The organism is Rhodoferax sp. SPJ21, from assembly GCF_058216335.1.
Genome location: NZ_JBYZMO010000006.1, coordinates 17,963 through 37,473, shown reverse-complemented (window position 1 = coordinate 37,473; position 19,511 = coordinate 17,963). Strand labels below are relative to the sequence as shown.

Sequence of the window (19,511 nt, the reverse complement as noted above, 5' to 3'; positions counted from 1 at the left end):
TCTGATGCGGAATTTGTGATGCAGCTACTTAACCCCTTCAGGCAAAGATGAGCAGCTTGCGCACACGCATTTTGGGCTTGCTGGCGCTGCTGTTTTGCGTGGTCGGTGTGGCCAGCTTTTGGGTCAGCTCATCGCTGCTGGACCGTAGCCAGGCATCGTTTGAAGGGGGGAGACGTTTGGATTGATCCACCCGAATGCAGGCTGGAATTCCAAAAAAGCCCAATGGAATCAAAAGGTTGGGCCAAATTGGTCGATTGGGTGAGAAACGTTTATTTTGATCCAGCGAGTGACCAAAATTGGGCGCAAAGTGTGGGTTTAATGCCCAGAAAATGCCCGGTGGGTGTTTGAAGTTTGCGGGTTAAATGCCCAAAGACTAGAATTGAGCCAGGTCAGTGGACTGGAAATGCACCAGCCCCAATCCGCCGCAGGGCGACTTGATTATGGAACCTAGCGCACTCCCTGGCCTCCCTCTTCACAGCTTGCCTACCAACAGTTTGTAGGCGTTGTTATCTCCCAGGTTGGCGATTCGGCCACTACCCAAAGACACCACAGAAACCGCCTTACCCAGCTTGGTCTTTTGATTGAGCCTTACGGTGATCTTGGGCACGGTGTTGTTGAAGCTGCCTTGCGGGACCACCACCAAGCTTTCACTTTTAATGTCCCACAGCACAGCCCGGTAGTTGCGAAAGTGCTCTGGCAGTGCGTCAATCCAGTCGTCGGGCCATTGCTGCGCCGATGCAGCTTTGTGATTGCCTTCCAGGTGGGCTGTTTTGTTGTCCATTACGACCACAGCGGTGGACTCCAGAGTGACTGCGGGCAGTTCCTGGGACAGCACACCCAGGGTGGCGCTATCCAAGAAACCCACAATCTGTGCTTCGCCGCTTGGGCGGCCTGCCACTTTAAGCGTGGCTCGAAAGGCCTTAAAACGGTCATTCAACACCGTTTGAAACGCGGGTGAAATGGCTTTGTCCACCATGGGGCCGCGTAATTCCAGCGGCAGGCGGGCCAACTTTTCACCCAGGGCCAGCTCTGGTGTGATCCAGCTCTTGCCTACGTTGTGGTCCCAGCCGGGGTCTATGCCCACGGGCACGCGGTCTTTCAGTTCACCGTCCAAGGTCACCACGTCGCGGGTTTTCATCTTGGCGGGGTCGAACGGGGGCTGCACTTGCAGGTTCTTGTCCGTGATGTCGCGCTGGGCGTAGGCGCGAACGGTACAGCGGCAACCCCAGCCGTTGGGCGGATAGTGCGTATCCCAAAAGGGCGAGTTCACTGGGTAGATCAGGCCAGACCACAGGCGGTGCTGGGGGCGTACATGGGAATCACCCGCCGTGCGGTACTGCAAATAGGGATAGCGGTCTTTGTTGGCCTGGATTTGCTGCCAGCGCCCGGCCATGTGGGCCGTGCGCATGTTGGTGTCGAAAATGACGCGGGTGCGCCAGCCGCGTTTGCCTTTGTAGGTCCAGCCGTGCTGCTGCACGGTGGCATCGAAGTCTTTGCGGAACTGGGTGATGGTGGTGCCATTTTCCAGGCCGCGTGCCAGCGAACCATGGATGTCTGCTAGCACGTCTGCTTGGGTAGCCCCAGCCACGGCGAAGATGGGGCCATGCACTGGCCCGGCCAGATCGTCATATTTCAGCGTGGCTTCGGGCAGCTTGCCCTTCAGATAGGCGATGGCCTCGCTGAACTTCACACCGAACGGTTGCACCTCATTCGCCATAGCCCACGCCCTCCAGCAGCGCCGCCACGGTGATGACCTTCAAAAACAGGTCGTGCGCCAGGCGGTTCTCTACCCGTGCGCCCCTAGAGCTAGTCCAGCCAGGCAGGAATGCCACGCAATCACATGTCACCAGCTGCGCTATGGCCATGGCCATATAGCCATCCCATGAGCCACACGGAGGCACCGGGTTTTCTGCGGGGTTTTCCACGCAGTAGCCTATGGCCCGCAAGCTGGCGGCGGCAACGTTGAATGCGGGGTAATTGAAATCAGGCAGCCCCGTCATCGGCCCGGCAATGTAGACGCGCATCATGCTGCATTCGTGGCTGCACCACGCAAGATTGAATATGTCAGCGACCGGTCCAGCACCTCACGCAAGGCTTCATCGTCCATCGGCCCTACCAGGTCGGCCAGTGCGTCTTTGAACTGGGCCAGTGTCTTGCCGTCTTGCTCAAACTGCACCAGCATGGCGTAGACCGGGGCAATCATGTGGTCTTCGATAGCCTGGTCTGCAGCATCGCTGGCCAGTGCCATGGCTTCGTCTTCCGTCATGCCTGCAGCCTTGGCGAAAGTGAATCCCTGCATGGCTGCAAAGTTCACTTTGGGTGGGGGCGGCTTCGCGGCAGTTGCCGAAGTAGTGGCCTGTGCCACAACTGGCAGCAAAGCATCTGCATCGTCTTCTGCACCAGGTATATCTAACTCATCCAGCATCGCCTTGCGAGAAGGCTTGGCACCCATTTGCGCCGCAATCTGGTAGGTTTCGGCGCGGGTCTTGTTGGCCGTCTCGCGTTTGTAGAACTCCAAAGTGGGCGCCGCAACACCTTCACCAAAATTGAACAGGGTAATCCAGGCAAAAACCTGGTTCATACCGGCAGCAGCGATGTCGCGGTCAGAGTCGTGGACTTCATCCTGGCGCTCTTTGGCGGTATCACTTGCTGCCCGTGCACCTACGTCCAGTTGTTCGCCCACCATAGCCTGGCTGGTCAGGGCCTTGGACATTTCCTTATTGCAGAGGTCGATCAGGCTTTGCTGTGGCAGCTTGCCGCCACTGCTGTTGGGCACCAGCAGTTCAATGCCGTTGCCTTCTTGGGTAACCAGATAGCCCGCTTCGACCATGCTGGCCAGCGCAGTAGCCAACTCGTTTTGCTGGTCTTCAGGTGTACCCGCTGGGTAGCGCCCTACGGGCCAAGGCAAACCATGCCGCTCACAGTATTTGACGAAATAACGCCAACCACCCGTTTTAAAAGTCCACGGCCAGAAACAGCTGGATAAGAGTGCGACCCCATAGGGGTTGTCATTGGTGGGCATGTTGCGACTGACCACAAATTGGTATGGCTCTACTGGTTCACCCTGGAAGTTACCGCGACTGACCAGCAGCACCTTGCCATCCACATCAAACTTAAACCGCCGATTGGGCCGGTCTAGCACCTGCACCGGCAGGTATTTGCCGTCTACCAAGTCCCACACCAGCTCATGCACCTTGTAGCCCGTGAAGATGGAGCTGGTCATTTGCCACATGACCTCCAACCAATCGGCTACGGCGTTTGGCTGCTGCTTGGCTAGCCATTGCTGGCACAACTCCAAGGCTGCAGCGGATGCCGTATCCGAGCCATCGCCTTCTTTTAGCCGGAATTCTTGCGAGCGAAAAGAACCGCGCACCGAGCGAAGTTCACCCAGCACATGCGCATCGGCCATGATGGATTGGTACACCTTGTCTGCCTCGCCCATCTGGCGCAGGATGGGGTCGGGGTTGGGCAATGCGTACAGCGTGCCAAAGAAGCGCTGGGGGTCACTGTCAGCGGTGGCAATAGGCTTACTAAGCCATCCGCCCAGGGTTTTGAGTAGGCCGCGTGCTGGGGTCATTTTCTTGGTCCGGTGATGATTCTTGGGATACCGCCCGCCCGGCTCGTGCACAGCATCCAGAGCATGTGCAGAGCATCGGGGCCGTCGTCATGGTCGGCCTCGGGCCAGTGGCGAAGTTGCTCATTCAGTACCGTGTGCGCCTGGCTAAATAGGATCAGGCCGTTGGCTACGTGCGGGCTCAGCGACTCAATGCGCAGGGCTTTATCGGTGTTGGGCGTGAGGGCCACGGCAGGCACGGCTACGCCTTGCTGTGCGGACCGCTTCACCAGCTCCTGCCGGAAGAACTCCTGAAACTGGATGGATTCCACGCCCCATACGAGACAGCGGTACTCGCGCTGGAATTCGATGATCTTGCTGATCTGGCGGTCCGGCACCATGCGGGCCACTGCGGCCTCTACAACGCTGAGCTTGCCGCTCAACCGGTCAAACCCACCTACAAGGCAGGCGCATGGGTCGCGGCTTTTATTGTTTTTGCCCAGGCTTGGATCGTGTGCACCGTAGTACACCCAGTCACGCTGGGGCTGCACCCAATATTGCATGTGAGTAAAGAACGCTGCATCGTCGTTGCTTGGGTCGTTCTGGTACTCGCAGTCGAAGGCGTGGTGGTCACCGGCCCGCAACTTCATCAACTTGACCAGCGGGCGCACTGTGGGCCAGCTGACTATGGAGCCAGCATCCATCTCGGCGCGGTGCTGCGCGTAGAAGACATCGGCGGCTTCTTCGCCGTCATTGATGAACATTTCCTCCCAGGCCTGCCACAGGTCCATGCGGTCTGGCCAGCGGGTGATAGCGCGGAATTTGATGCGTTTCCACAGCGGGTTTTTATGGAAGCGGTTCGCCACCGAGTCGTAATGCAGGATGGTATTGAGGTAGACGATATCCATCGTCCCCTCGGGTGGACCGAGGGGGACAACGGTCTTCTTGACCCAGGCTTCCACTTTGTCGCGCTGGTCTTTTTGGGTGACGTTCTGGTCGTTTTCAATATCATCCAGCAGCACCAGGTCGGGCCGGTGCGGGCCGTGGCGTAGGCCGCGCATCTTTTTGCCAGAGCCAAAGGCTTGCAGCTTGGCCCCGTTGGCGGTGAGGATCACGCCTGCATTCCACACGCGACCAGCGCCGCAAGCTTCTGGGAAGTCCATCGCCAGGCGTGGATTGCTTTCCAGCTCGACTTTCACGGCTTCCAGCATGGTGGCTGCCTGGTCGAAGCTATCCATCACGATGGGCACGAAGTGCTTGCGACCCGTGACCACACACCACAACGTCAATAGCTGGGTGCCCAGGGTGGATTTGGCTTCACCACGAGGCGCGGAGATGTCCACCCAATTGCCTCGGGGTTCGTCGATCAGCTTGGGTACATTGTCGAAGAACCAACGGTGGAACAGGCTGGGTTCACTTTTGACATAGTGCGGAAAGTACGTGCGGCAGAAAAACTCGTAATCGACCTGGGCGCGGGTGCGGCGTACATCGCGTGCCGCGAAGTCCGTGGCAAAGCCGTCGCACTCGGCCTCGACCAGCTTGCGCTGTTCATCCGCAAATGCCCGCAGCTCTTCCAGGAACTGCTTTTCTTTGAGCTGGCGCTGCTTTGCCATTAGGTGCTAGCCCACTTGCGAAATGGATTGAAGTGGGTGGCCAGCATCACCTTGGGCTCGTCACGCTGCAGCTTCCAGCCAATCTGGATGCGCACATAGCGGGTGCGGGTGTAGTAGAGCTGTGCATGAAACAAAAATGCCCAACGCTGCCACAGCGGACTATCGTCACACTTAGAGACCACCAACTCCATGTTCGTGCTAGCCGTGTCCCATTCGCCGCGCTTTGTCCGGGCCTCCTTGTATTCCTTGGTCTTGCGATAGCCCAGCGCATAGGTGGCCAAGCCATAGGCCGGGTTACGCTGCAGCCAGCACATGCGCGCCACATAGCGCAACCAGGCAGACTGTTCAAAGTCCGCATCAGTGAGCTTTGCGCTCCAGTCGAATGCGTCTTTGTAATAGCCGTCGCGCCACCAGGCATCTAGCGGGTTGTCGTGCGTCTGCAACCAGCGGCACCAGCGCGGCAGAAACTCCCTGGGGGCACCGTCCCAGGGCTCTACCACCACCATCAAAGCCAGCACGGGCGATAACAGCCACACCAGCACATTCGCCGCGATGGATACCAAGGCAAACGCGGCGTAGCGAAATGGCATTAGCACCAAGGAAAACAGGTTTTCAAGCATGGGATTGGCCTCCAAATTCACGTACAAAGTCGGCTCCAGCAGCCTCTGTTACCGCGATAAAGGTTTCGCGGAACTTGGGGTAGTGCTGGGTGATGAACTGGCTGAGAAACTTCACCACGTCCATCGCTGTGGCCAAGCGGTTGGCGTTGGGCATGGCGGTGCTGGCTGCCTTGATGGACTTGCCGTAGCCGTCCATCAGCTGCACCAGGATTTGCGCCCGCGTGGCGGCGGGCATGGTGGGGTCTTTCTTAACCGCTTCCAGGGTGACCAGGAACTGGTCGGCCAGCTCGCCTAGCACCTCGTTAGCCATCTCTTCCACACCGCTCTTGGTCATGCGGCGAGCGGTGCGGCCCATGTCCCAGTCGTTACCGGCTTCGGCGTCTTCGCGCTTCCAGTTGCGCACGGTGTTGTAGGGCACCTTGCAGGCTTCAGCCGCCGTTTTGAGGGGCGCGCCCTGCACGTATTTGGCTCGCACCTTGGCGCGGGTTTGCGGGGTGTAGGCCATGGGTTTTAGTGGCCCAGGCCCTTGATCATGGCAACACCTGCGGCCACGATGGCACCCGCCAGCGCGCCGGTACCGGCTGCGCGGATGGCGGTGCCACGCTCGTTTTCTTCCAGCGTGCCCAGGCGTTTCTCGATGCCGTCAAACCGCACACCAACCGACTTTGAAAAGTCTTCAATACGGGTTTGCGTGGCCGCATGGTTCTGGCGCAGCAGGTCTGTCATGGCCTGCAATTGGCCCTTGACTTGACCGAGTTCAACCAGCACGGCGGTAGCGGTTGCGTTGGAGTTATCAGACATGTTTTCTTACTTTCAAATTTTCAAAAATGGACTGGCAGGCAATGCAGCGAACCGCACCAGGCAGCGCTGCGCGGCGCGCCTGTGGAATGGGGTGGCCGCAGTCTTCACACTCACTTCGGCCGCAACCACTGAGTTGGTCCTGGGCATTGCGCAATGCGTTGTCGCGCTGCACCTGCTCCAGGGCGCTGGCTTGTTCTAGAAACTTTTCATCCACGGAGCACAGCCTTCGGTTTCAAGTTGCAGGAAGGTCAGCAGTGCGCACATCTGCGCCGCTAGCTGGTGGTAGGCCTGGGCCACCGCCCGGTGGTTGGCTTCCAGCTCCAGCATCTGGCCCGATTGGGGCTGAGGCAGGGGCTGCGGTGGCACCGTCAGGTTGGCTGGTGGCGGTACGGCTATCGGCTGTACCAGTGTTGGCTCCGACGTTCGCAGCCCTCCAGATGCGCAGGCGCTCAGCAGGCAGCACACAGCTATCGACAGGATCAGGTTTTTCATGGGCGGCCTCTGTTGCCAGTTGGGTAAAAACGGTATCGATGTGCTGGCGCGACTGCTCACGCTGGCGTCCCGTGGTGTGGGCGCGGGTGATGTCGGTCTTGGCCTGGGCGTGAACCACCACCTCGGCTTTTTCTACAGCCTTGGCCTGGGTGGCCTCGCATTCAGCCTTGCCTGCCAAGCGGCCCGTGTTGTAGAGGGCGTGCAGCAGCCCGGCCAGGATCAGGGCGGTGAGCACAGCCGCAGCCCACTTCACGGCGGCACTCACAGCACCGCCCCTGTGCAAGAGCCAGCACCCCACTCGGAATAAAGCGGCTCAAAGGTCCGCAAAATGACGGCAGGGTAATGGGCGTTTTCTGCCTGGCTTGCTGGCGTCACACCAGGGTTGATCGCGCAGGTGTGGTCAAAGCACAGGCCAGGCTGCGGGCTCAACTTCTGGCGCTTGTAGACCCAGCCCAGTCCGCCGTTGTAGGCGCTCAGCACAAAGGCCATGCGCTCGCAATCGTTGTCGGCGCGGATGCGTTGCCACAACCACTGGTCATACACCACCAGGGCGCGCAGTGCCCATGTGGGGTTCAGCGGTGCGCGTTCTGCCAGGTCGGGTGACAAGCCGCCAATCCACTGCGCCGTGGCGGGCATGAACTGGGTGAGGCCTACCGCACCCACCTGGCTACGGGCGGATGCATTCCACCGGCTCTCTTGGTGCACCTGTGCGGCGAAGCTGGCCACCGGGGCTTGCAGGCCCCAGACCCGCTGGGCTTCGCGCTTCAGCGTTAGCTTGTGGTGCTGCGCCTGGGCGGGAATGCTGGCACTGTGGGCGGGGATAGGAGTGGTGCAGCTGGCGGCCAGTAGCACCGTGGCAAGGTAGGTGCTGAGAATGGCGATGGTGCGACGCCAGAAGCTGGCGTGCTCCAGGCGCAGCAGATCGGCTTGTGGGCTGCGCATTTAGGCCCCCAAGCCCACGCAGATCAAGCAGGCTGCCACGATGATGGCGCGGCGCAGCATCGCATGACCAAACGCATACCCGGATACCAGTTCTACACTGGCTTCATCTTCTGCGTGTTCCTCTGGCGTGCCGTCATACTCCAAGTACTGGTGTGGACGGTCATACGGGAACAGCGCCCGGTCCAGCCAGTAGCCACCCCAGCCGCCCAGGGCCATCAGGTGGGCCTTGTACAGCGTGACGGTGAGCACGCTGCCAGGGGCGCGGGATTGGACCCATAGCGACACGGCCATGAGTACCAGGGTCAGCACACACCACAAGAGCATGCGCGGGGCATTTTTAAACATATTCCACTCCTTTGAGACACAAGAAAAAAGGGCACCGGTGAGGGTGCCCTGAGTGTCGGGAGTGGGGTTTTTTTTGGCCTGGTGAACTAGTTCACCGGCGGGGGGGCTCGACCTACTTAATGACCTTACGCACGTAAATTCGAGCCGGTTTTAGCTCACGGGAACGCCCTTTTTCTTTGAAGACCAAAGCTGCATCCACAATCACTGCGGAACGACCAAAAATATCGGCCTCTGCTACGGCGGGGTCTAGTTCAATGGGCAAGCGCTCTTCTCTGTGGCCCAATTTTCCAGCCCAACCTGATTTCTTACTGTCCAAATTGGTAGCACGAATAGTAAGCTGGGCTGCCTTATATTCTTCAATGCGCTCATTGGCTTCCAGCTCAATGCGTGCAGGTGCTTCTGCAATGGCGGATGCAGATATTTCCAGCCCATCAAACTCAACTTTAGAGCCGGGATCGGCCCTGGCTGGGCCGATGAGTTTGAGTGCGCTTTCTGCTACGCCCTTTTTATCCGTCACACCAGCTTGCACCGCTGCCAAAAAAGCTTCGGGCGTAATGTTGACCGTGCCTGCCCCTGCATTGATGATGACGCTGTTGGTGGCAGTCAGGCCTGGAGCGGTTTTATCTGCCATAGCCATGTGTAGGCCGTAGCCTGCAATGGCAGCAATCGCAGCAGTAATGACGGTGTAGCGCACCGCGCTATTCTCGCCCAGCTTCTTCACAAAGGCCTCAGCCTTTTCTTTGTCCTTGAAGAAGAACCAAATGGCGATGTCTTCTATCAGACTGCCAGAGGCTATGCTCTGTATCAGAACCTGGCTGTTGTCGGCTGCAATGCCTGTAATGCCTGACACGACCTTGGGGAGCGGCTTCAAGATACCTTCAAGCCCTTGCAGGGCCAGGATGACCTCCTTAATCGGCACGGGCTTGGTGGTGTTGTAGTACACCCGGTGGGATGCCTTGAAGACATAGAGACCGCCTTCTTTAAATAGCTGACCTTGTTCTTCTTCACCCATTGGTTTGTCTCGGTTGGTTAAAAATTACTTGCACATCTATGTCATGCGTTGACACCAAGACGCAATTTCTTGTCTTGCATGTCCCGCTCGTTGTACGCCCGCACGCAGCATGTGCAGCCGACCTTCCTGCAAACAAAGGGGCCATGGGTGCGCCAGAAATCACTACTGGATAACTCAATGCGCCCGTCGTGCTGAGCACATTCCGGGCAGTCGCCAGCGCCACCCACAGAGCGCAGTTGCCAGAACGGATAGCGGTCGTTATCTAGCATTTGGGCCAGGCGTATTTGCCGGGTTACGCGGCTTTGCAACATGTTGGCAGCAGCGGCCACCATACGGATGCGGGTAGGCTTTTGCTCCACTCGCTTGGCCCATGCGGAGTACCCAGGCCACTCCCACATTTCAGCGGGTACGAGCGTTCTCAAAAGGCGGTCAAGTGAGCGTGGGTCACCATTTATGCACGCTTGGTGTAATGGCCCGCTCACAGGCAATATCACGCTTTTATCCAGGCACGCATCCTCAATCCACTCGGCCAGCACCTTGGTGTAAGACTTGCCGGAAATGGTGGGCGCGGCTGGAGGCTGGGATTGCGCACGCTGCATAGGTGCAGCCTGGGCAGGGGATGGTTGCGATTTGGCTGATTCTTGCGGCTGTGGCTTTGCGGGATTTTTTACTCGTAGATTTTTACGGTAATCAAACACGGCCCACAAGAATGTAACAGCGACCCATATCGCAGTTGCTTCCCACATCACTGCCGTCTCTCAAAAATCGCACCCACATACGCATTCACCCGCCGCATAGTCGATGCGTCCACCTTGTCCAGCGGTAGATCGCCCAGCACCGAGTGCAGGAATTTCAAAAACGACTTGTGTTCTGCGGGCTTGAGTTCACTAATTAAGCCCAGCAAATCGCCCACCGTGGTGGGCAGCTCGCGCTTAACTTCCTGTTGAGAACCTTGGTTGATGATGATCGTGACGCCGCCGACAGTGACCGCACTACCCCCGCTTACGTCCCGCCCCACTTGCACGTGTTGCCCGCTTCCGCTCTGCCGCTGCACTGTCGCCATCCATCTCTCCGTTAAAAACTGTTGAACCTGCAATTGAGCCGCCCACCTGGATGCTGGAGCCTGGGCCTTTGGCTTTCTGTTTGACCTTCACTGGGGCTGGGGCCGGACTTGTGTCGATGGGCTTGCCAGTCACGAAGTCAATGCCCAGCGCCTCATTGCGGATGGCGTTGGCGATGTAGAGGCCATCCTGCGCCACATCGCCTTGCATCAAGGCACTGAGCCTCAGCCGGGTGAACTCGCGTAGTGGCATAGCGTTGACCAACTCAACCATGCGCCGAATGCGCTGGTGACGGGCTGCAAATTCATCGTCTGACTCGCTGCGCTTACCAGTCAGCACGTACAGGACATCTGCACCTGCCTGTGCGATTGAGGCCATGTAGTGCGCGTCTGGTGCCCGCTCATCCGATTCGTAAAGCATCTGAGTTTTCTTTGTGACACCACCGAGCAGGCCGAACTCGGACTGGTTTAGCTCAAGTCGCCCGCGCTCTTCTCGCAACCTATTTCCAAAAGAAACCGTTTGATTCATAAAAATTTCTTGCAAATGGAACCGTTTGGTTCCTATAATTAAACCCAACACAGGCAATAACACCGCGAGTCCAACAAGTTAGACAAAGGATAACCCATGCATATCGAAGAAATAAAGGCAGCCATGCGAATGGCTGGAAAAACCCCCACCGCCCTTGCGGATGAGCTGGGTGTTTCACGCTCCACCGTCTCGCAAGTCATGAGCGGACGCGGCACATCGGAGCGCATCAAAAAAGCTATTTCTGCCGTGACCGGTAAGTCGGTGGATACGCTCTGGCCGCCCAAAAAACAGACTGTGCTGCGTCGCAAAAAGTCCGTGACTATGGGCATGGCGGCATGAAGTTTTTCACCAAGTTCACCCGCTGCCGCGACGGCAAGCCGCTGATGGAGCTGGACGGCCAGCCGTTCAACGGCTTAGAGATTCGCCCCGCCGCCCTGCGCCGCCTGGGCGAAACGCTGATGTGGCTGGCCGACCTGGGCGAAGCCCTGCCCACCGATGGCCGCGACTGGAAGGCCACCAGCGTGGAGTTGGATGTTGGACCAACCCAAGAAAACGACGGGGCCGATACGGCCGACTTTGCGGTCTATCTCGTTGGCCAATTTACCCGTGCATTCAACAAAACCAACCAAGGATGAACAACAACATGCCCAAAAATAAAGCAACTGAAATCACCGTAGTGGACGCTGATTTAAATTTACGTCCGTTAGTTAATTTGGATTTACAGCAAGACGATGCCTCTGTGGCGCTATCACTGGGTATCGTTTTGGCGGGCTCTGTGGATGAGCGTTTGTCTCGCGCCGTCGCGACCTACAACACGATGGCCCGCATGGGTGTGGAGGTTGGCTACCTGCTGCTGAGTGTGAAAGCCGAGGTGGCACACGGTCAATTCGGCCCCCGTGTCGAAGCATTGGGGTTTAGCGCGGTGCGTGCTGGCGAGTTGATGCGGATGGCTAAGTTTGTGACCGCTTTGCCAGAGGCACAGCGCACAGAAATGTTGAACCTGCCCAAGACCAAGGTGCTGGCCTTGGCATCGGCAGACCCGGCTGTGGTTGAGGAAATTCTGGAGGAAGGCGGCGACCTGACGCTGCTGGGGGTGCGTGAGCTGCGCCAGCGTATCCATGCCCTGGAGGCAGAAAAAGCCAACTTGTCCGTAGATGGCGACACCCTCAAAGCCGAGCGCGACAGTCTGGCCAGGCAGCTCAAGCGCCGCAGCCAAAGCGAAGAGGATTCCGGCACCCCCATTGTGGTGCTGGATATCCGTGCCGAAGCCGCAGCCCTGGTCAAGAAGGCCGAGCTGGCGCTTACCAGCATCTACCCCCTGGGGGTGGAACTGGCGGGCCTGCGCGGGCACGACCTCGCTGGCCCCTGGGTAGAGCCCAGCACCCGGCTGGTGCTGGCCGGGCTGGTGGCGCTGCAGGTACAGCTAGCCGGACTAGTGGCCAGCTACGCAGAATCCATCGACGCCGATATTGGTATGGAGCCGCCTGCCGAGCTGGCCCATTTGCAGCCTTCCGAAGTCCAGGCGGTTGCCAAGGAATGGGCCGAGCTGACGGCCCTGCACAAGCACGAAGCCGACCTGCGCCAGCACGAGCGTGCTGCGGCCCGCCCGCGTGGCAAGGGTCGCCCGGCCAACGCGCCCCAGCTCAAAGCCTAAATCCCTCTATCACCGGATTCCCCCATGCGCGCACTCAAGCTCGTTCAACACATAGACAACATGGCCGACCTACCCGCCGTGCTGACGGCGGACCCGTGGGCCAGCGCCAGCGAAGACCAACGCCGTATAGCGGGCTTCCGCGAGGGCTTACTGGCTCCGCTGGCGGCACTGGTGGGCCAAGGGGCCAGTATCAACCGTGCGGCTGGCCTGCTGGCAGCGCAGTTGCACGGTGGCGTGGCCGATACCCGCACGCGCCACCTGGCCTCCTGCCTGCACAGCGATGCCACGCTGAGCGAGCCCACCATCAAGCGCTGGTTGCGCGACTACATCAAGGGCGGAAAAAACGCCTTGCTGCCAGCCCACACAGGCCGGGTGCGCAAGGGCTACAGCTGGGATGCCCGCGCCATAGAGCTGTACAACATACCAGGCAAACCCGGCTTTGCTGATGTGTCTTCAAAGCTGATTCAAGAGGGGTTTGAAGACGCTACGCCCAGTCGGGTGAAGCGCTACCTGAAGGCGCTGCCCGCCACCCTGGGGGCCAACAGCCCGGCCCGCATTGGCAAGCACCTGCACCAGCTCACGCGCCAAAAGTACCAGCACCGCCACCTGGACGAAGTGCTGGTGGGCGAGATTTACGCAGGCGATGGCCATACGGCAGACTGCTACGTGGCCCACCCCAACACAGGCAAACCATTCCGCCCCGAACTGACAGCGTTTATCTGCATCAAAACCGGCTACCTGGCGGGCTGGTACATGACGGAAGCGGAAAGCACCGTGTCCACCATGTTCGCCCTGAGCCACGCCATGGCTACGCACCAGCACGTGCCCGCCTGGGTGTATGTGGACCGGGGGCCTGGCTACCGCGCCAAGCTGCTGAGCGATGAAACCACCGGCTTCTACGCCCGGTTTGACATTGGTGTGATTGGTGCACTGCCGGGCAACCCGCACGGCAAGGGCTGGATTGAGCGCTTCTTCCGCACCGTTCGCGACAAGCACGACAAGTTCTTTGCAAACGGCACCGTGTACTGCGGGGATGACATGGCCCCCGAAACCAACCGCCGCCTGAGCGCCGAGCTGGCACAAGGCAAGCGCACGCTACCCAGCTTGCAGGCCTATGTGCAGAGCTTCACCGAGTGGTTGCAGCATTACCACAACCAGCCCCAGCCCAAGCTGCATGGCCGCACGCCTGCCCAAATGTGGGCCGAGCTGGTGCCCGTGGCAGCAGGCATGGAAGCCCAAGCCATGGTGCGCCCCCGCGAAGAACGCACGGTGCTGCGCCAGGTGGTCACCCTGCATGGCCGTACCTATTTCGCGGAGGCCTTGGCCTTGTACGACGCCCAGCGCGTGCATGTGGAGTACGACCTGCACGATGACCGCAAGGTGTGGGTGTACGACCTGAAGGGCCGTTTAGTCACCGAGGCCACGCTGACCAAGACGATCAGTGTGCTGCCCACCAGTCGCCTGGAAGAAGGCCGCAACCGCCGCCTGGCAGGCCAGGAAAAACGACTGGAGCGCAAGGTGGCCGAGGCCCGTGCCCGGCGCAGCGACGCGATTACCGCCGAAGACCAGGCTCAGGCCATTGCCGATTTGACACCACGTGCCTTGCCTACGCCTGCCGCTGCTACCGAACCTGACTTTGACATTGACCTCTTGAGCTGGAAAGACAAACCATGACCGAAACCCTAGCGCCTACCCATGCCGCCTACACGGCACAAGACCTGGACCGCGCCGCCGTCGTAGTGAAGTGGCTTGCCGACCATGACAAGAGCCGGGCCTGGCTGAGCAAGGCGGCAAGCATTCCCAGCGGAACGCTAAGCCAGATATTGGGCGGCAAGTATGTGAGCAGCCCCACCAAGCAGCTGGCCCAGTGCCTTGCAGTGCTGGAAGTGGAAGGCCAGCGCCTGAAAGATGGCACGCCGGGCTATATCAAGGGCAGCGTGCATCGGCTGATGGATGTGGTGTGCAACCGTACCCGTAAGCACCAGAACTTTGGCGTAGTGACCGGCTACGTGGGCGTGGGCAAAACCCGCTTCGCCAAGGAATACCGCGCCACCAACCCAATGACAGTGCTGGTGGAGTCAAGCCCGAACATGACACCTGGCGTGCTGCTAACCGAGCTGCTGGAGCAACTGCACAACGCAGTACCGCAAGGTTTGGACCGCAAGTTTCGTGAAGTGGTGCGGGTGCTGCGCGGCACGCACTACCTGGTGATGGTGGATGAGGCAGAAAAGCTCAGCCCCAGTGCCATGGAGTACCTGCGCCGCATACGCGACATGGCCATGGTGGGCATCGTATTGATTGGAACCGAGAGGCTGACCAGCCTGATCAAGCCACAGCATGGCCAGTTTGACCAGGTACGCAGCCGTGTAGGTATGTGGCCCAAGACCATAGAGCAGATCACCCGCGACGACATGGACGATATGGCCCGCGCCGCACTGGTGGAAGCGGGTGAATTGGCCGACGACGTGCTGGATGCCCTGTGGGACTACAGCGGCGGCAGCGCACGCGTGCTGACAGAGAACCTGGTGCCCGCCCTGCGCGACTTTGGTATGGGTAGCCTGCCGCTGACTGCACCGAAGGTGGAGAAGATTGCCGCCAAGGTGCTGTTCATGGACCGGCCCATGAAAAACGGAGCCAAGGCATGAAAGCCTACCTGGTCACCATCGTGATGGATGACGGCTCTGTGGGTGAGCACCATGGGTTGTATGCCGATGGTTTTGCAGCCATCTTGACGGCCATGGACTTCTTTGCGAATGCCCACCGCATAAGCGCCCGGAGGTTGCCGTGAATACCAAGATTCGGGCCGTGCTGAATCACCTAGCCCTATGGCTGGTATGTGCTGCAGTGGCGCTAGCCATGGGCGCAATGGCTGCGCTGGAGGCCCCGCTGTGAGCACTGCCATAAAGACCCCTATGCCAGACCGCACCGAGGCAGGCCTGAGCTTCTTCACCAGCGAAGTGCGCTTGGCTGGGGCGGTGCGCAAGATGGCAAACGCAGAGACGGTGCCCGCAGTGGTGGCGATCAAAGACGCGGCCAAGCCACTGCTGCTGCCGCGTGACTTACCCAAGCTGAAAACTGCCTTTGACAAACGCTTGAACGAACTGCGCCAAGTGCAAGAACGCACCAAAGCATCAACCAATTTACCAACCGCCGAATAGGCATAGACAGGAGAAAACCATGGCTACCAAGCTGAAATCCAAGGCGCAAATTTATGCGCCGCAAACCAAGGCCGAGGCGCAGGCCGACATCAAGAAGCTAGGCGACTTGCAGCGTGAGTTGACCCGGCAGACGGCAGACCTGAACGACGCGGTTGCCAACCTGACCAAAGCTGCCACCCCCAGCTTGGAAGCGCTTAAAACCCAGATGGAGCTTCTGCAAAACGGCGTTCAAACCTGGTGTGAAGCCAACCGTGAAGAACTGTGCGGAAAGGGCAAAACGGCCAACCTGATTACCGGCGAGGTGAACTGGCGCCAGCGCCCGCCTAGCGTAAGCGTGCGCGGTGCCGATGCTGTGCTGGAAACTTTGAAGCGCCTGGGCCTGCAGCGCTTTATCCGCACCAAGGAAGAGCCTAACAAGGAAGCCATGCTCAATGAGCCAGATGCAGTGCGCGGTGTGGGCGGCATTACGTTGGTGACGGGTGTGGAAGATTTTGTGATCACGCCGTTTGAAGTGGCTGTGGAGGCAGTATGAAGAGCTTTGAACAGTTGGGCCGTGCAGCCTACGAGGCGTATGCCAAGGCGCACGCCAAGCGCGTGGGGCGTGGCGAAGCTATTCCCCCCTGGGAAGGGCTGAAGCCTGCAGACCAGAAGTGCTGGGAGGCCGCCGCCATTCAAGTTACAGCAGAACTGGCCACGGTGCGGTAACGATGGCTGCCACCTCTACCCCTGTCAACGGCAACCGCAAGCGCGAGCTGGGCCTGATCCACATGGCCAAGGCCCACCTAGGTCTGAGTACCGAGGACTATCAGCATGTGCTGCTCACAGTGACAGGCAAGGCTAGCGCCGCCGACCTGGACGCCGCTGGGCGCGAGAAGCTGCTGGCGCACTTCAAAGCCAAAGGCTTTGCGGTCAAGCCCGTGGCCGCTGGCGCACAGCCGCTGCACGGCCTGCAGCACCGCAAACTGCGGGCCATGTGGTACGACCTGGCTGAGCGTGGTGCAGTAACACGCCCTGCCAGTGCCAAAGCCTGTGACACGGCGGTGGAGGTGTGGGCCAAGCGGCAGCTGACTGGCACCGAGCTGGGACCGATGGATGCCCTGCGCTTTGCCACCAGTGAGCAACTGGGCAAGCTGATCGAGGAAATGAAACAGTGGCTGCTACGGGTGAAAAAACCTACGACGGCCCCAGCACCTGTGGCCACACAGGCGCAGAGGTAAACGCCATGACCCACACCACCGTGCACATTGATACCGCTTTGCTGCCGCCCGCGTTGCGCGAGCTGGTGCGCGTACTGGGCGAAGCTGATGCACTGCGCCTGGTAGGCCGTGCAGGTGGTGGACGGATCACTATCCCAAAGCGCAACCGCGCCACGGCTACGCATCCATTGGCAGTGCTGCTGGGCGAAGTGGGCTTTAGCAAGCTGGTGGCTGAATACGAGGGTGAGACGCTGGAGCTGCCCAATGCCGACGCCTACTTGCGAGAGCTGCGCCACGAACAGGTGCGCCAATTACGCGGCCAAGGCTTGTCGATGGATGACATTGCCCGCGAGACTGGCTATAGCCGCCGCTGGGTGATCAACATCTTGCATGGCGACGCCGAGGCGGACGTGTTCACGATGGATTTGTTTGACGATGCACCCAAGCCGCAGAACTACGCGGGGCGGGCCAATAACCCGTTTGGGTTGTGAAAGGAAATTTGAATGGCTGTGAAAGTGACACGCGGATTGGTGGCTATGGTTAAAGACCATGTGCAGCGTGGCTATGCGATGCGTGATGTTGCTAGCCGCTTTGGTATCGGTTTGACCACGGTTTCGCTCATTGCCCGCGACAAGTACCAAACCAAAGGGCTGAATGCTTCAAACAATGCGTTTAAACATACTTCACAATCGCCGTAGCGCGGTTTTTGTGGGCGGCTGATACCAGCGCATACCCCCGCACCTCCAAACGCCCCACAGGCCCCGCATTCCGGGGCCTGTTTTCGTTGGGGCTGGTGAAGCAGTTCACCAAGATTAAAACGCCCCATCCCGGCAAAGTTCGGGGCATGTCAAAACAGCACCGCACCCCACTTGCTACCCCACTCGCCGCCCACCAGTTCAAAGGCCTGAATGACTGGATTGAAGTCTTCAAGGCTGGCAGCCACACCGACAGCAAGGGCCGCGCCTGTACCTTTACCGAGTCCGACCTGGACCAGATGGTGAGCAACCTGGCATTGGGTGCGGTGCCTGCCGTACTGGGACACCCCAAGCACAACGACCCGGCCTATGGCTGGGTGAAGCCGGAAGGGGCCAAGCGCGAAGGTGCATCTCTGTACGTCAAGTTCTCGGACATCAATCCCGACTTTGAAGCCAGTGTGGCCAGCGGCGCGTACCGCAACCGGTCTGTGTCGGTCTACAAGGATGCAGATGCCGGTTGGCGCTTGCAGCATGTGGGCTGGCTGGGCGCTGCACCACCGGCCATTGCAGGGCTGGCACCGTTGGACTACAGCGCGCAGATTGACGCCTACCAATTTGAGGCCGATGACTTCGACATTGGCATGGCGCTGGACGATACGGCAGAGCTGCTGCGCCGCATGCGAGAGCAATTGATTGCAGACAAGGGCCTGGACGTGGCCGATGCCACGCTGCCGAACTGGCGCATCCAGTCCATCGCGGATACCGCCCAACGGGTGAAGACAGCCGCCCTGGCTGACCCAGGCGAAGACCCTGCAGACCTCAACAACCCGGCAGACCCGCTGCCTTTCTCAAAAACCACCACAGGAGATGTGATGTCATTTACCCAAGCGCAGCTGGATGCTGCTACTGCGGCGGCTGCAAGCAAAGCGGCCAAGGAAGCTGAAGAAACCACCCGCGCCCAGTTTTCGGCGCAGTCCCAGCAACTGGCAACTCTGCAAGCCACGGTGCAGGCCACCCGGATTGGCGGTGTGATTGCAGCGGCCAAGGCAGCGGGCAAGCTGTTGCCTGCGATGGAGCCCGGCCTGGCCGAGTTCATGGCTTCGCTGGAGAGCGCGCCTGCTGAATTCAGCTTCACCAAGAGCGACGGCGAAGTGAAGAAGACGCCCGCGCAATTCTTCACCGACTTTATGGCTGCGCTGCCGGTGCAAGTGCAGTTAGGCCGCAAAACCGGTCAAGAAGTTGGCAGCACGCTGGACGCCACTGACCCCAGCCAACTGGCAGAAGCTACCCGCAGCTACATGAAGGAGCAGGCCGACAAGGGCGTGACGGTGAGTCTGCCGCAGGCTGTGGCTCACGTATCGGCCCAACACCGTAGCTGACCCGCACCTGCCCCTCACACACCAACCCACCTAACTTTCGGAGTTCTCCATGGCAAACCCGCTGCTTGCAATCAACTACACGGCCGAACTGGCCATACCTATCAACCGCATCGTGAAGTACGGCGCTGCTGATCGCACGGTGACACCGGCTACCGCAGCCACTGACTTTGTGATGGGCGTGGTCAATGAACTGCCCATTGCCGTGGGCGAGCGCTGCGACGTGGTTCGCATGGGTATCGGCTGGGTGGAGTGCGGCGCGGCTGTGCCACGCGGCTCGCCTGTGACCTCTGATGCCGTAGGCCGTGCGGTGGTAGCAGCACCCGCAGCGGGTGTGAATAACCGCATTTTGGGCTTTGCCGATGAAAGCGGCACGGCTGCGGGCGATGTGATCCGCATCATGATTGAGCCAGGTTCCATCCAGGGCTAATCAGGCTAGTCGGCAGTAAGCAAAACACCTTTTTC

General features: G+C 59.6%; 30 protein-coding genes. 15 read left to right on the top strand and 15 right to left on the bottom strand.

Features of this window, described 5'->3' with window-relative positions; translation table 11 throughout:
• Positions 1 to 56: 56 nt before the first annotated feature.
• A complete protein-coding gene (locus tag AC4BBN_RS22280) occupies positions 57 to 185 on the top strand; it encodes a hypothetical protein (RefSeq protein ID WP_490594228.1) in 129 nt (42 codons plus the stop codon).
• A 287-nt stretch (positions 186 to 472) separates the two neighbouring features.
• Here the strand turns inward: AC4BBN_RS22280 and AC4BBN_RS22275 are convergent, their stop codons facing one another.
• From AC4BBN_RS22275 to AC4BBN_RS22205, 15 genes are all read right to left on the bottom strand, one after another.
• Positions 473 to 1,705, bottom strand: coding sequence for a phage head morphogenesis protein (locus AC4BBN_RS22275; RefSeq protein WP_490594227.1), 1,233 nt, complete (start codon positions 1,703 to 1,705; stop codon positions 473 to 475).
• 1 nt (position 1,706) lies between these two features.
• Positions 1,707 to 2,027 (bottom strand): DUF4406 domain-containing protein, encoded by a 321-nt coding sequence (locus AC4BBN_RS22270; RefSeq protein ID WP_490594226.1) that lies wholly within the window; start codon positions 2,025 to 2,027, stop codon positions 1,707 to 1,709.
• A complete protein-coding gene (locus AC4BBN_RS22265; RefSeq protein WP_490594225.1) occupies positions 2,024 to 3,577 on the bottom strand; it encodes a DUF935 domain-containing protein in 1,554 nt (517 codons plus the stop codon). The genes AC4BBN_RS22270 and AC4BBN_RS22265 overlap by 4 nt, the downstream gene beginning before the upstream one ends.
• Positions 3,574 to 5,166, bottom strand: a complete 1,593-nt coding sequence (gene terL, locus AC4BBN_RS22260; RefSeq protein WP_490594224.1) for a phage terminase large subunit — start codon at positions 5,164 to 5,166, stop codon at positions 3,574 to 3,576. The genes AC4BBN_RS22265 and terL overlap by 4 nt, the downstream gene beginning before the upstream one ends.
• Positions 5,166 to 5,786: a DUF7338 family protein gene (locus tag AC4BBN_RS22255; RefSeq protein ID WP_490594223.1), complete on the bottom strand. Its 621-nt coding sequence runs from the start codon at positions 5,784 to 5,786 to the stop codon at positions 5,166 to 5,168. The genes terL and AC4BBN_RS22255 overlap by 1 nt, the downstream gene beginning before the upstream one ends.
• Positions 5,779 to 6,291, bottom strand: coding sequence for a DUF1804 family protein (locus AC4BBN_RS22250; RefSeq protein ID WP_490594222.1), 513 nt, complete (start codon positions 6,289 to 6,291; stop codon positions 5,779 to 5,781). Before AC4BBN_RS22250 ends, AC4BBN_RS22255 begins: the two co-directional genes overlap by 8 nt.
• 5 nt (positions 6,292 to 6,296) lie before the next feature.
• On the bottom strand, positions 6,297 to 6,587 hold the full coding sequence (locus AC4BBN_RS22245) for a hypothetical protein (protein WP_490594221.1): 291 nt from the start codon (positions 6,585 to 6,587) through the stop codon (positions 6,297 to 6,299).
• Positions 6,580 to 6,801: a TraR/DksA family transcriptional regulator gene (locus tag AC4BBN_RS22240; RefSeq protein ID WP_490594220.1), complete on the bottom strand. Its 222-nt coding sequence runs from the start codon at positions 6,799 to 6,801 to the stop codon at positions 6,580 to 6,582. The genes AC4BBN_RS22245 and AC4BBN_RS22240 overlap by 8 nt, the downstream gene beginning before the upstream one ends.
• An 18-nt stretch (positions 6,802 to 6,819) precedes the next feature.
• On the bottom strand, positions 6,820 to 7,344 hold the full coding sequence (locus AC4BBN_RS22235) for a hypothetical protein (RefSeq protein ID WP_490594219.1): 525 nt from the start codon (positions 7,342 to 7,344) through the stop codon (positions 6,820 to 6,822).
• Positions 7,341 to 8,021, bottom strand: coding sequence for a transglycosylase SLT domain-containing protein (locus tag AC4BBN_RS22230; RefSeq protein ID WP_490594218.1), 681 nt, complete (start codon positions 8,019 to 8,021; stop codon positions 7,341 to 7,343). Before AC4BBN_RS22230 ends, AC4BBN_RS22235 begins: the two co-directional genes overlap by 4 nt.
• Positions 8,022 to 8,366: a putative holin gene (locus AC4BBN_RS22225; RefSeq protein WP_490594217.1), complete on the bottom strand. Its 345-nt coding sequence runs from the start codon at positions 8,364 to 8,366 to the stop codon at positions 8,022 to 8,024. It lies immediately after the preceding gene.
• Between the two features lie 112 nt (positions 8,367 to 8,478).
• Positions 8,479 to 9,378 carry a hypothetical protein gene (locus AC4BBN_RS22220; protein ID WP_490594216.1) on the bottom strand — a complete coding sequence of 300 codons (900 nt, stop codon included), beginning with the start codon at positions 9,376 to 9,378 and terminating at the stop codon, positions 8,479 to 8,481.
• Positions 9,379 to 9,419: 41 nt separating this feature from the next.
• Positions 9,420 to 10,076: a putative phage head morphogenesis protein gene (locus AC4BBN_RS22215; protein WP_490594215.1), complete on the bottom strand. Its 657-nt coding sequence runs from the start codon at positions 10,074 to 10,076 to the stop codon at positions 9,420 to 9,422.
• Between the two features lie 47 nt (positions 10,077 to 10,123).
• Positions 10,124 to 10,396, bottom strand: coding sequence for a hypothetical protein (locus AC4BBN_RS22210; protein ID WP_490594214.1), 273 nt, complete (start codon positions 10,394 to 10,396; stop codon positions 10,124 to 10,126).
• Positions 10,371 to 11,030, bottom strand: coding sequence for a helix-turn-helix domain-containing protein (locus tag AC4BBN_RS22205; RefSeq protein ID WP_490594213.1), 660 nt, complete (start codon positions 11,028 to 11,030; stop codon positions 10,371 to 10,373). The genes AC4BBN_RS22210 and AC4BBN_RS22205 overlap by 26 nt, the downstream gene beginning before the upstream one ends.
• A gap of 33 nt (positions 11,031 to 11,063) precedes the next feature.
• Between AC4BBN_RS22205 and AC4BBN_RS22200 the strand changes: the two genes are divergently transcribed.
• The 14 genes from AC4BBN_RS22200 (at position 11,064) to AC4BBN_RS22135 (ending at position 19,476) form a co-directional block, all read left to right on the top strand.
• Positions 11,064 to 11,306 carry a helix-turn-helix domain-containing protein gene (locus AC4BBN_RS22200; RefSeq protein WP_490594212.1) on the top strand — a complete coding sequence of 81 codons (243 nt, stop codon included), beginning with the start codon at positions 11,064 to 11,066 and terminating at the stop codon, positions 11,304 to 11,306.
• Complete coding sequence (locus AC4BBN_RS22195) at positions 11,303 to 11,602, top strand: hypothetical protein (RefSeq protein ID WP_490594211.1); 300 nt, start codon at positions 11,303 to 11,305, stop codon at positions 11,600 to 11,602. Before AC4BBN_RS22200 ends, AC4BBN_RS22195 begins: the two co-directional genes overlap by 4 nt.
• 8 nt (positions 11,603 to 11,610) lie before the next feature.
• A complete protein-coding gene (locus AC4BBN_RS22190) occupies positions 11,611 to 12,621 on the top strand; it encodes a hypothetical protein (RefSeq protein WP_490594210.1) in 1,011 nt (336 codons plus the stop codon).
• Positions 12,622 to 12,645: 24 nt separating this feature from the next.
• The gene (locus tag AC4BBN_RS22185; RefSeq protein WP_490594209.1) at positions 12,646 to 14,295 is read left to right on the top strand and encodes a transposase; all 1,650 of its coding nucleotides are present in this window, start codon (positions 12,646 to 12,648) and stop codon (positions 14,293 to 14,295) included.
• A complete protein-coding gene (locus AC4BBN_RS22180) occupies positions 14,292 to 15,266 on the top strand; it encodes an AAA family ATPase (protein WP_490594208.1) in 975 nt (324 codons plus the stop codon). Before AC4BBN_RS22185 ends, AC4BBN_RS22180 begins: the two co-directional genes overlap by 4 nt.
• Positions 15,263 to 15,409 carry a hypothetical protein gene (locus tag AC4BBN_RS22175; protein ID WP_490594207.1) on the top strand — a complete coding sequence of 49 codons (147 nt, stop codon included), beginning with the start codon at positions 15,263 to 15,265 and terminating at the stop codon, positions 15,407 to 15,409. Before AC4BBN_RS22180 ends, AC4BBN_RS22175 begins: the two co-directional genes overlap by 4 nt.
• 124 nt (positions 15,410 to 15,533) lie before the next feature.
• Positions 15,534 to 15,779 carry a hypothetical protein gene (locus AC4BBN_RS22170; protein WP_490594206.1) on the top strand — a complete coding sequence of 82 codons (246 nt, stop codon included), beginning with the start codon at positions 15,534 to 15,536 and terminating at the stop codon, positions 15,777 to 15,779.
• Positions 15,780 to 15,798: 19 nt separating this feature from the next.
• Positions 15,799 to 16,311 (top strand): host-nuclease inhibitor Gam family protein, encoded by a 513-nt coding sequence (locus AC4BBN_RS22165; protein WP_490594205.1) that lies wholly within the window; start codon positions 15,799 to 15,801, stop codon positions 16,309 to 16,311.
• A complete protein-coding gene (locus tag AC4BBN_RS22160) occupies positions 16,308 to 16,484 on the top strand; it encodes a hypothetical protein (RefSeq protein WP_490594204.1) in 177 nt (58 codons plus the stop codon). Before AC4BBN_RS22165 ends, AC4BBN_RS22160 begins: the two co-directional genes overlap by 4 nt.
• 2 nt (positions 16,485 to 16,486) lie before the next feature.
• Positions 16,487 to 16,996: a phage protein GemA/Gp16 family protein gene (locus AC4BBN_RS22155; RefSeq protein WP_490594203.1), complete on the top strand. Its 510-nt coding sequence runs from the start codon at positions 16,487 to 16,489 to the stop codon at positions 16,994 to 16,996.
• A 5-nt stretch (positions 16,997 to 17,001) separates the two neighbouring features.
• Positions 17,002 to 17,466 carry a helix-turn-helix domain-containing protein gene (locus AC4BBN_RS22150; RefSeq protein ID WP_490594202.1) on the top strand — a complete coding sequence of 155 codons (465 nt, stop codon included), beginning with the start codon at positions 17,002 to 17,004 and terminating at the stop codon, positions 17,464 to 17,466.
• A gap of 12 nt (positions 17,467 to 17,478) precedes the next feature.
• Positions 17,479 to 17,673, top strand: a complete 195-nt coding sequence (locus AC4BBN_RS22145; RefSeq protein ID WP_490594201.1) for a hypothetical protein — start codon at positions 17,479 to 17,481, stop codon at positions 17,671 to 17,673.
• 146 nt (positions 17,674 to 17,819) lie between these two features.
• The gene (locus AC4BBN_RS22140; protein WP_490594200.1) at positions 17,820 to 19,049 is read left to right on the top strand and encodes a hypothetical protein; all 1,230 of its coding nucleotides are present in this window, start codon (positions 17,820 to 17,822) and stop codon (positions 19,047 to 19,049) included.
• Between the two features lie 49 nt (positions 19,050 to 19,098).
• Positions 19,099 to 19,476 carry a structural cement protein Gp24 gene (locus AC4BBN_RS22135; protein ID WP_490594199.1) on the top strand — a complete coding sequence of 126 codons (378 nt, stop codon included), beginning with the start codon at positions 19,099 to 19,101 and terminating at the stop codon, positions 19,474 to 19,476.
• Positions 19,477 to 19,511: the final 35 nt, after the last annotated feature.

What these genes read in the sequence shown, in the direction of transcription:
- AC4BBN_RS22165 (WP_490594205.1), top strand. Translation starts at nt 15,799, where the DNA reads ATGGCTACCAAGCTGAAATCCAAGGCGCAAATTTATGCGCCGCAAACC.
- terL (WP_490594224.1), bottom strand. Translation starts at nt 5,166, where the DNA reads ATGGCAAAGCAGCGCCAGCTCAAAGAAAAGCAGTTCCTGGAAGAGCTG.
- AC4BBN_RS22230 (WP_490594218.1), bottom strand. Translation starts at nt 8,021, where the DNA reads ATGCGCAGCCCACAAGCCGATCTGCTGCGCCTGGAGCACGCCAGCTTC.
- AC4BBN_RS22175 (WP_490594207.1), top strand. Translation starts at nt 15,263, where the DNA reads ATGAAAGCCTACCTGGTCACCATCGTGATGGATGACGGCTCTGTGGGT.
- AC4BBN_RS22150 (WP_490594202.1), top strand. Translation starts at nt 17,002, where the DNA reads ATGACCCACACCACCGTGCACATTGATACCGCTTTGCTGCCGCCCGCG.
- AC4BBN_RS22250 (WP_490594222.1), bottom strand. Translation starts at nt 6,291, where the DNA reads ATGGCCTACACCCCGCAAACCCGCGCCAAGGTGCGAGCCAAATACGTG.
- AC4BBN_RS22220 (WP_490594216.1), bottom strand. Translation starts at nt 9,378, where the DNA reads ATGGGTGAAGAAGAACAAGGTCAGCTATTTAAAGAAGGCGGTCTCTAT.
- AC4BBN_RS22200 (WP_490594212.1), top strand. Translation starts at nt 11,064, where the DNA reads ATGCATATCGAAGAAATAAAGGCAGCCATGCGAATGGCTGGAAAAACC.
- AC4BBN_RS22190 (WP_490594210.1), top strand. Translation starts at nt 11,611, where the DNA reads ATGCCCAAAAATAAAGCAACTGAAATCACCGTAGTGGACGCTGATTTA.
- AC4BBN_RS22170 (WP_490594206.1), top strand. Translation starts at nt 15,534, where the DNA reads ATGCCAGACCGCACCGAGGCAGGCCTGAGCTTCTTCACCAGCGAAGTG.
- AC4BBN_RS22245 (WP_490594221.1), bottom strand. Translation starts at nt 6,587, where the DNA reads ATGTCTGATAACTCCAACGCAACCGCTACCGCCGTGCTGGTTGAACTC.
- AC4BBN_RS22135 (WP_490594199.1), top strand. Translation starts at nt 19,099, where the DNA reads ATGGCAAACCCGCTGCTTGCAATCAACTACACGGCCGAACTGGCCATA.
- AC4BBN_RS22140 (WP_490594200.1), top strand. Translation starts at nt 17,820, where the DNA reads ATGTCAAAACAGCACCGCACCCCACTTGCTACCCCACTCGCCGCCCAC.
- AC4BBN_RS22160 (WP_490594204.1), top strand. Translation starts at nt 16,308, where the DNA reads ATGAAGAGCTTTGAACAGTTGGGCCGTGCAGCCTACGAGGCGTATGCC.
- AC4BBN_RS22155 (WP_490594203.1), top strand. Translation starts at nt 16,487, where the DNA reads ATGGCTGCCACCTCTACCCCTGTCAACGGCAACCGCAAGCGCGAGCTG.
- AC4BBN_RS22180 (WP_490594208.1), top strand. Translation starts at nt 14,292, where the DNA reads ATGACCGAAACCCTAGCGCCTACCCATGCCGCCTACACGGCACAAGAC.
- AC4BBN_RS22265 (WP_490594225.1), bottom strand. Translation starts at nt 3,577, where the DNA reads ATGACCCCAGCACGCGGCCTACTCAAAACCCTGGGCGGATGGCTTAGT.
- AC4BBN_RS22195 (WP_490594211.1), top strand. Translation starts at nt 11,303, where the DNA reads ATGAAGTTTTTCACCAAGTTCACCCGCTGCCGCGACGGCAAGCCGCTG.
- AC4BBN_RS22185 (WP_490594209.1), top strand. Translation starts at nt 12,646, where the DNA reads ATGCGCGCACTCAAGCTCGTTCAACACATAGACAACATGGCCGACCTA.
- AC4BBN_RS22225 (WP_490594217.1), bottom strand. Translation starts at nt 8,366, where the DNA reads ATGTTTAAAAATGCCCCGCGCATGCTCTTGTGGTGTGTGCTGACCCTG.
- AC4BBN_RS22270 (WP_490594226.1), bottom strand. Translation starts at nt 2,027, where the DNA reads ATGATGCGCGTCTACATTGCCGGGCCGATGACGGGGCTGCCTGATTTC.
- AC4BBN_RS22255 (WP_490594223.1), bottom strand. Translation starts at nt 5,786, where the DNA reads ATGCTTGAAAACCTGTTTTCCTTGGTGCTAATGCCATTTCGCTACGCC.
- AC4BBN_RS22145 (WP_490594201.1), top strand. Translation starts at nt 17,479, where the DNA reads ATGGCTGTGAAAGTGACACGCGGATTGGTGGCTATGGTTAAAGACCAT.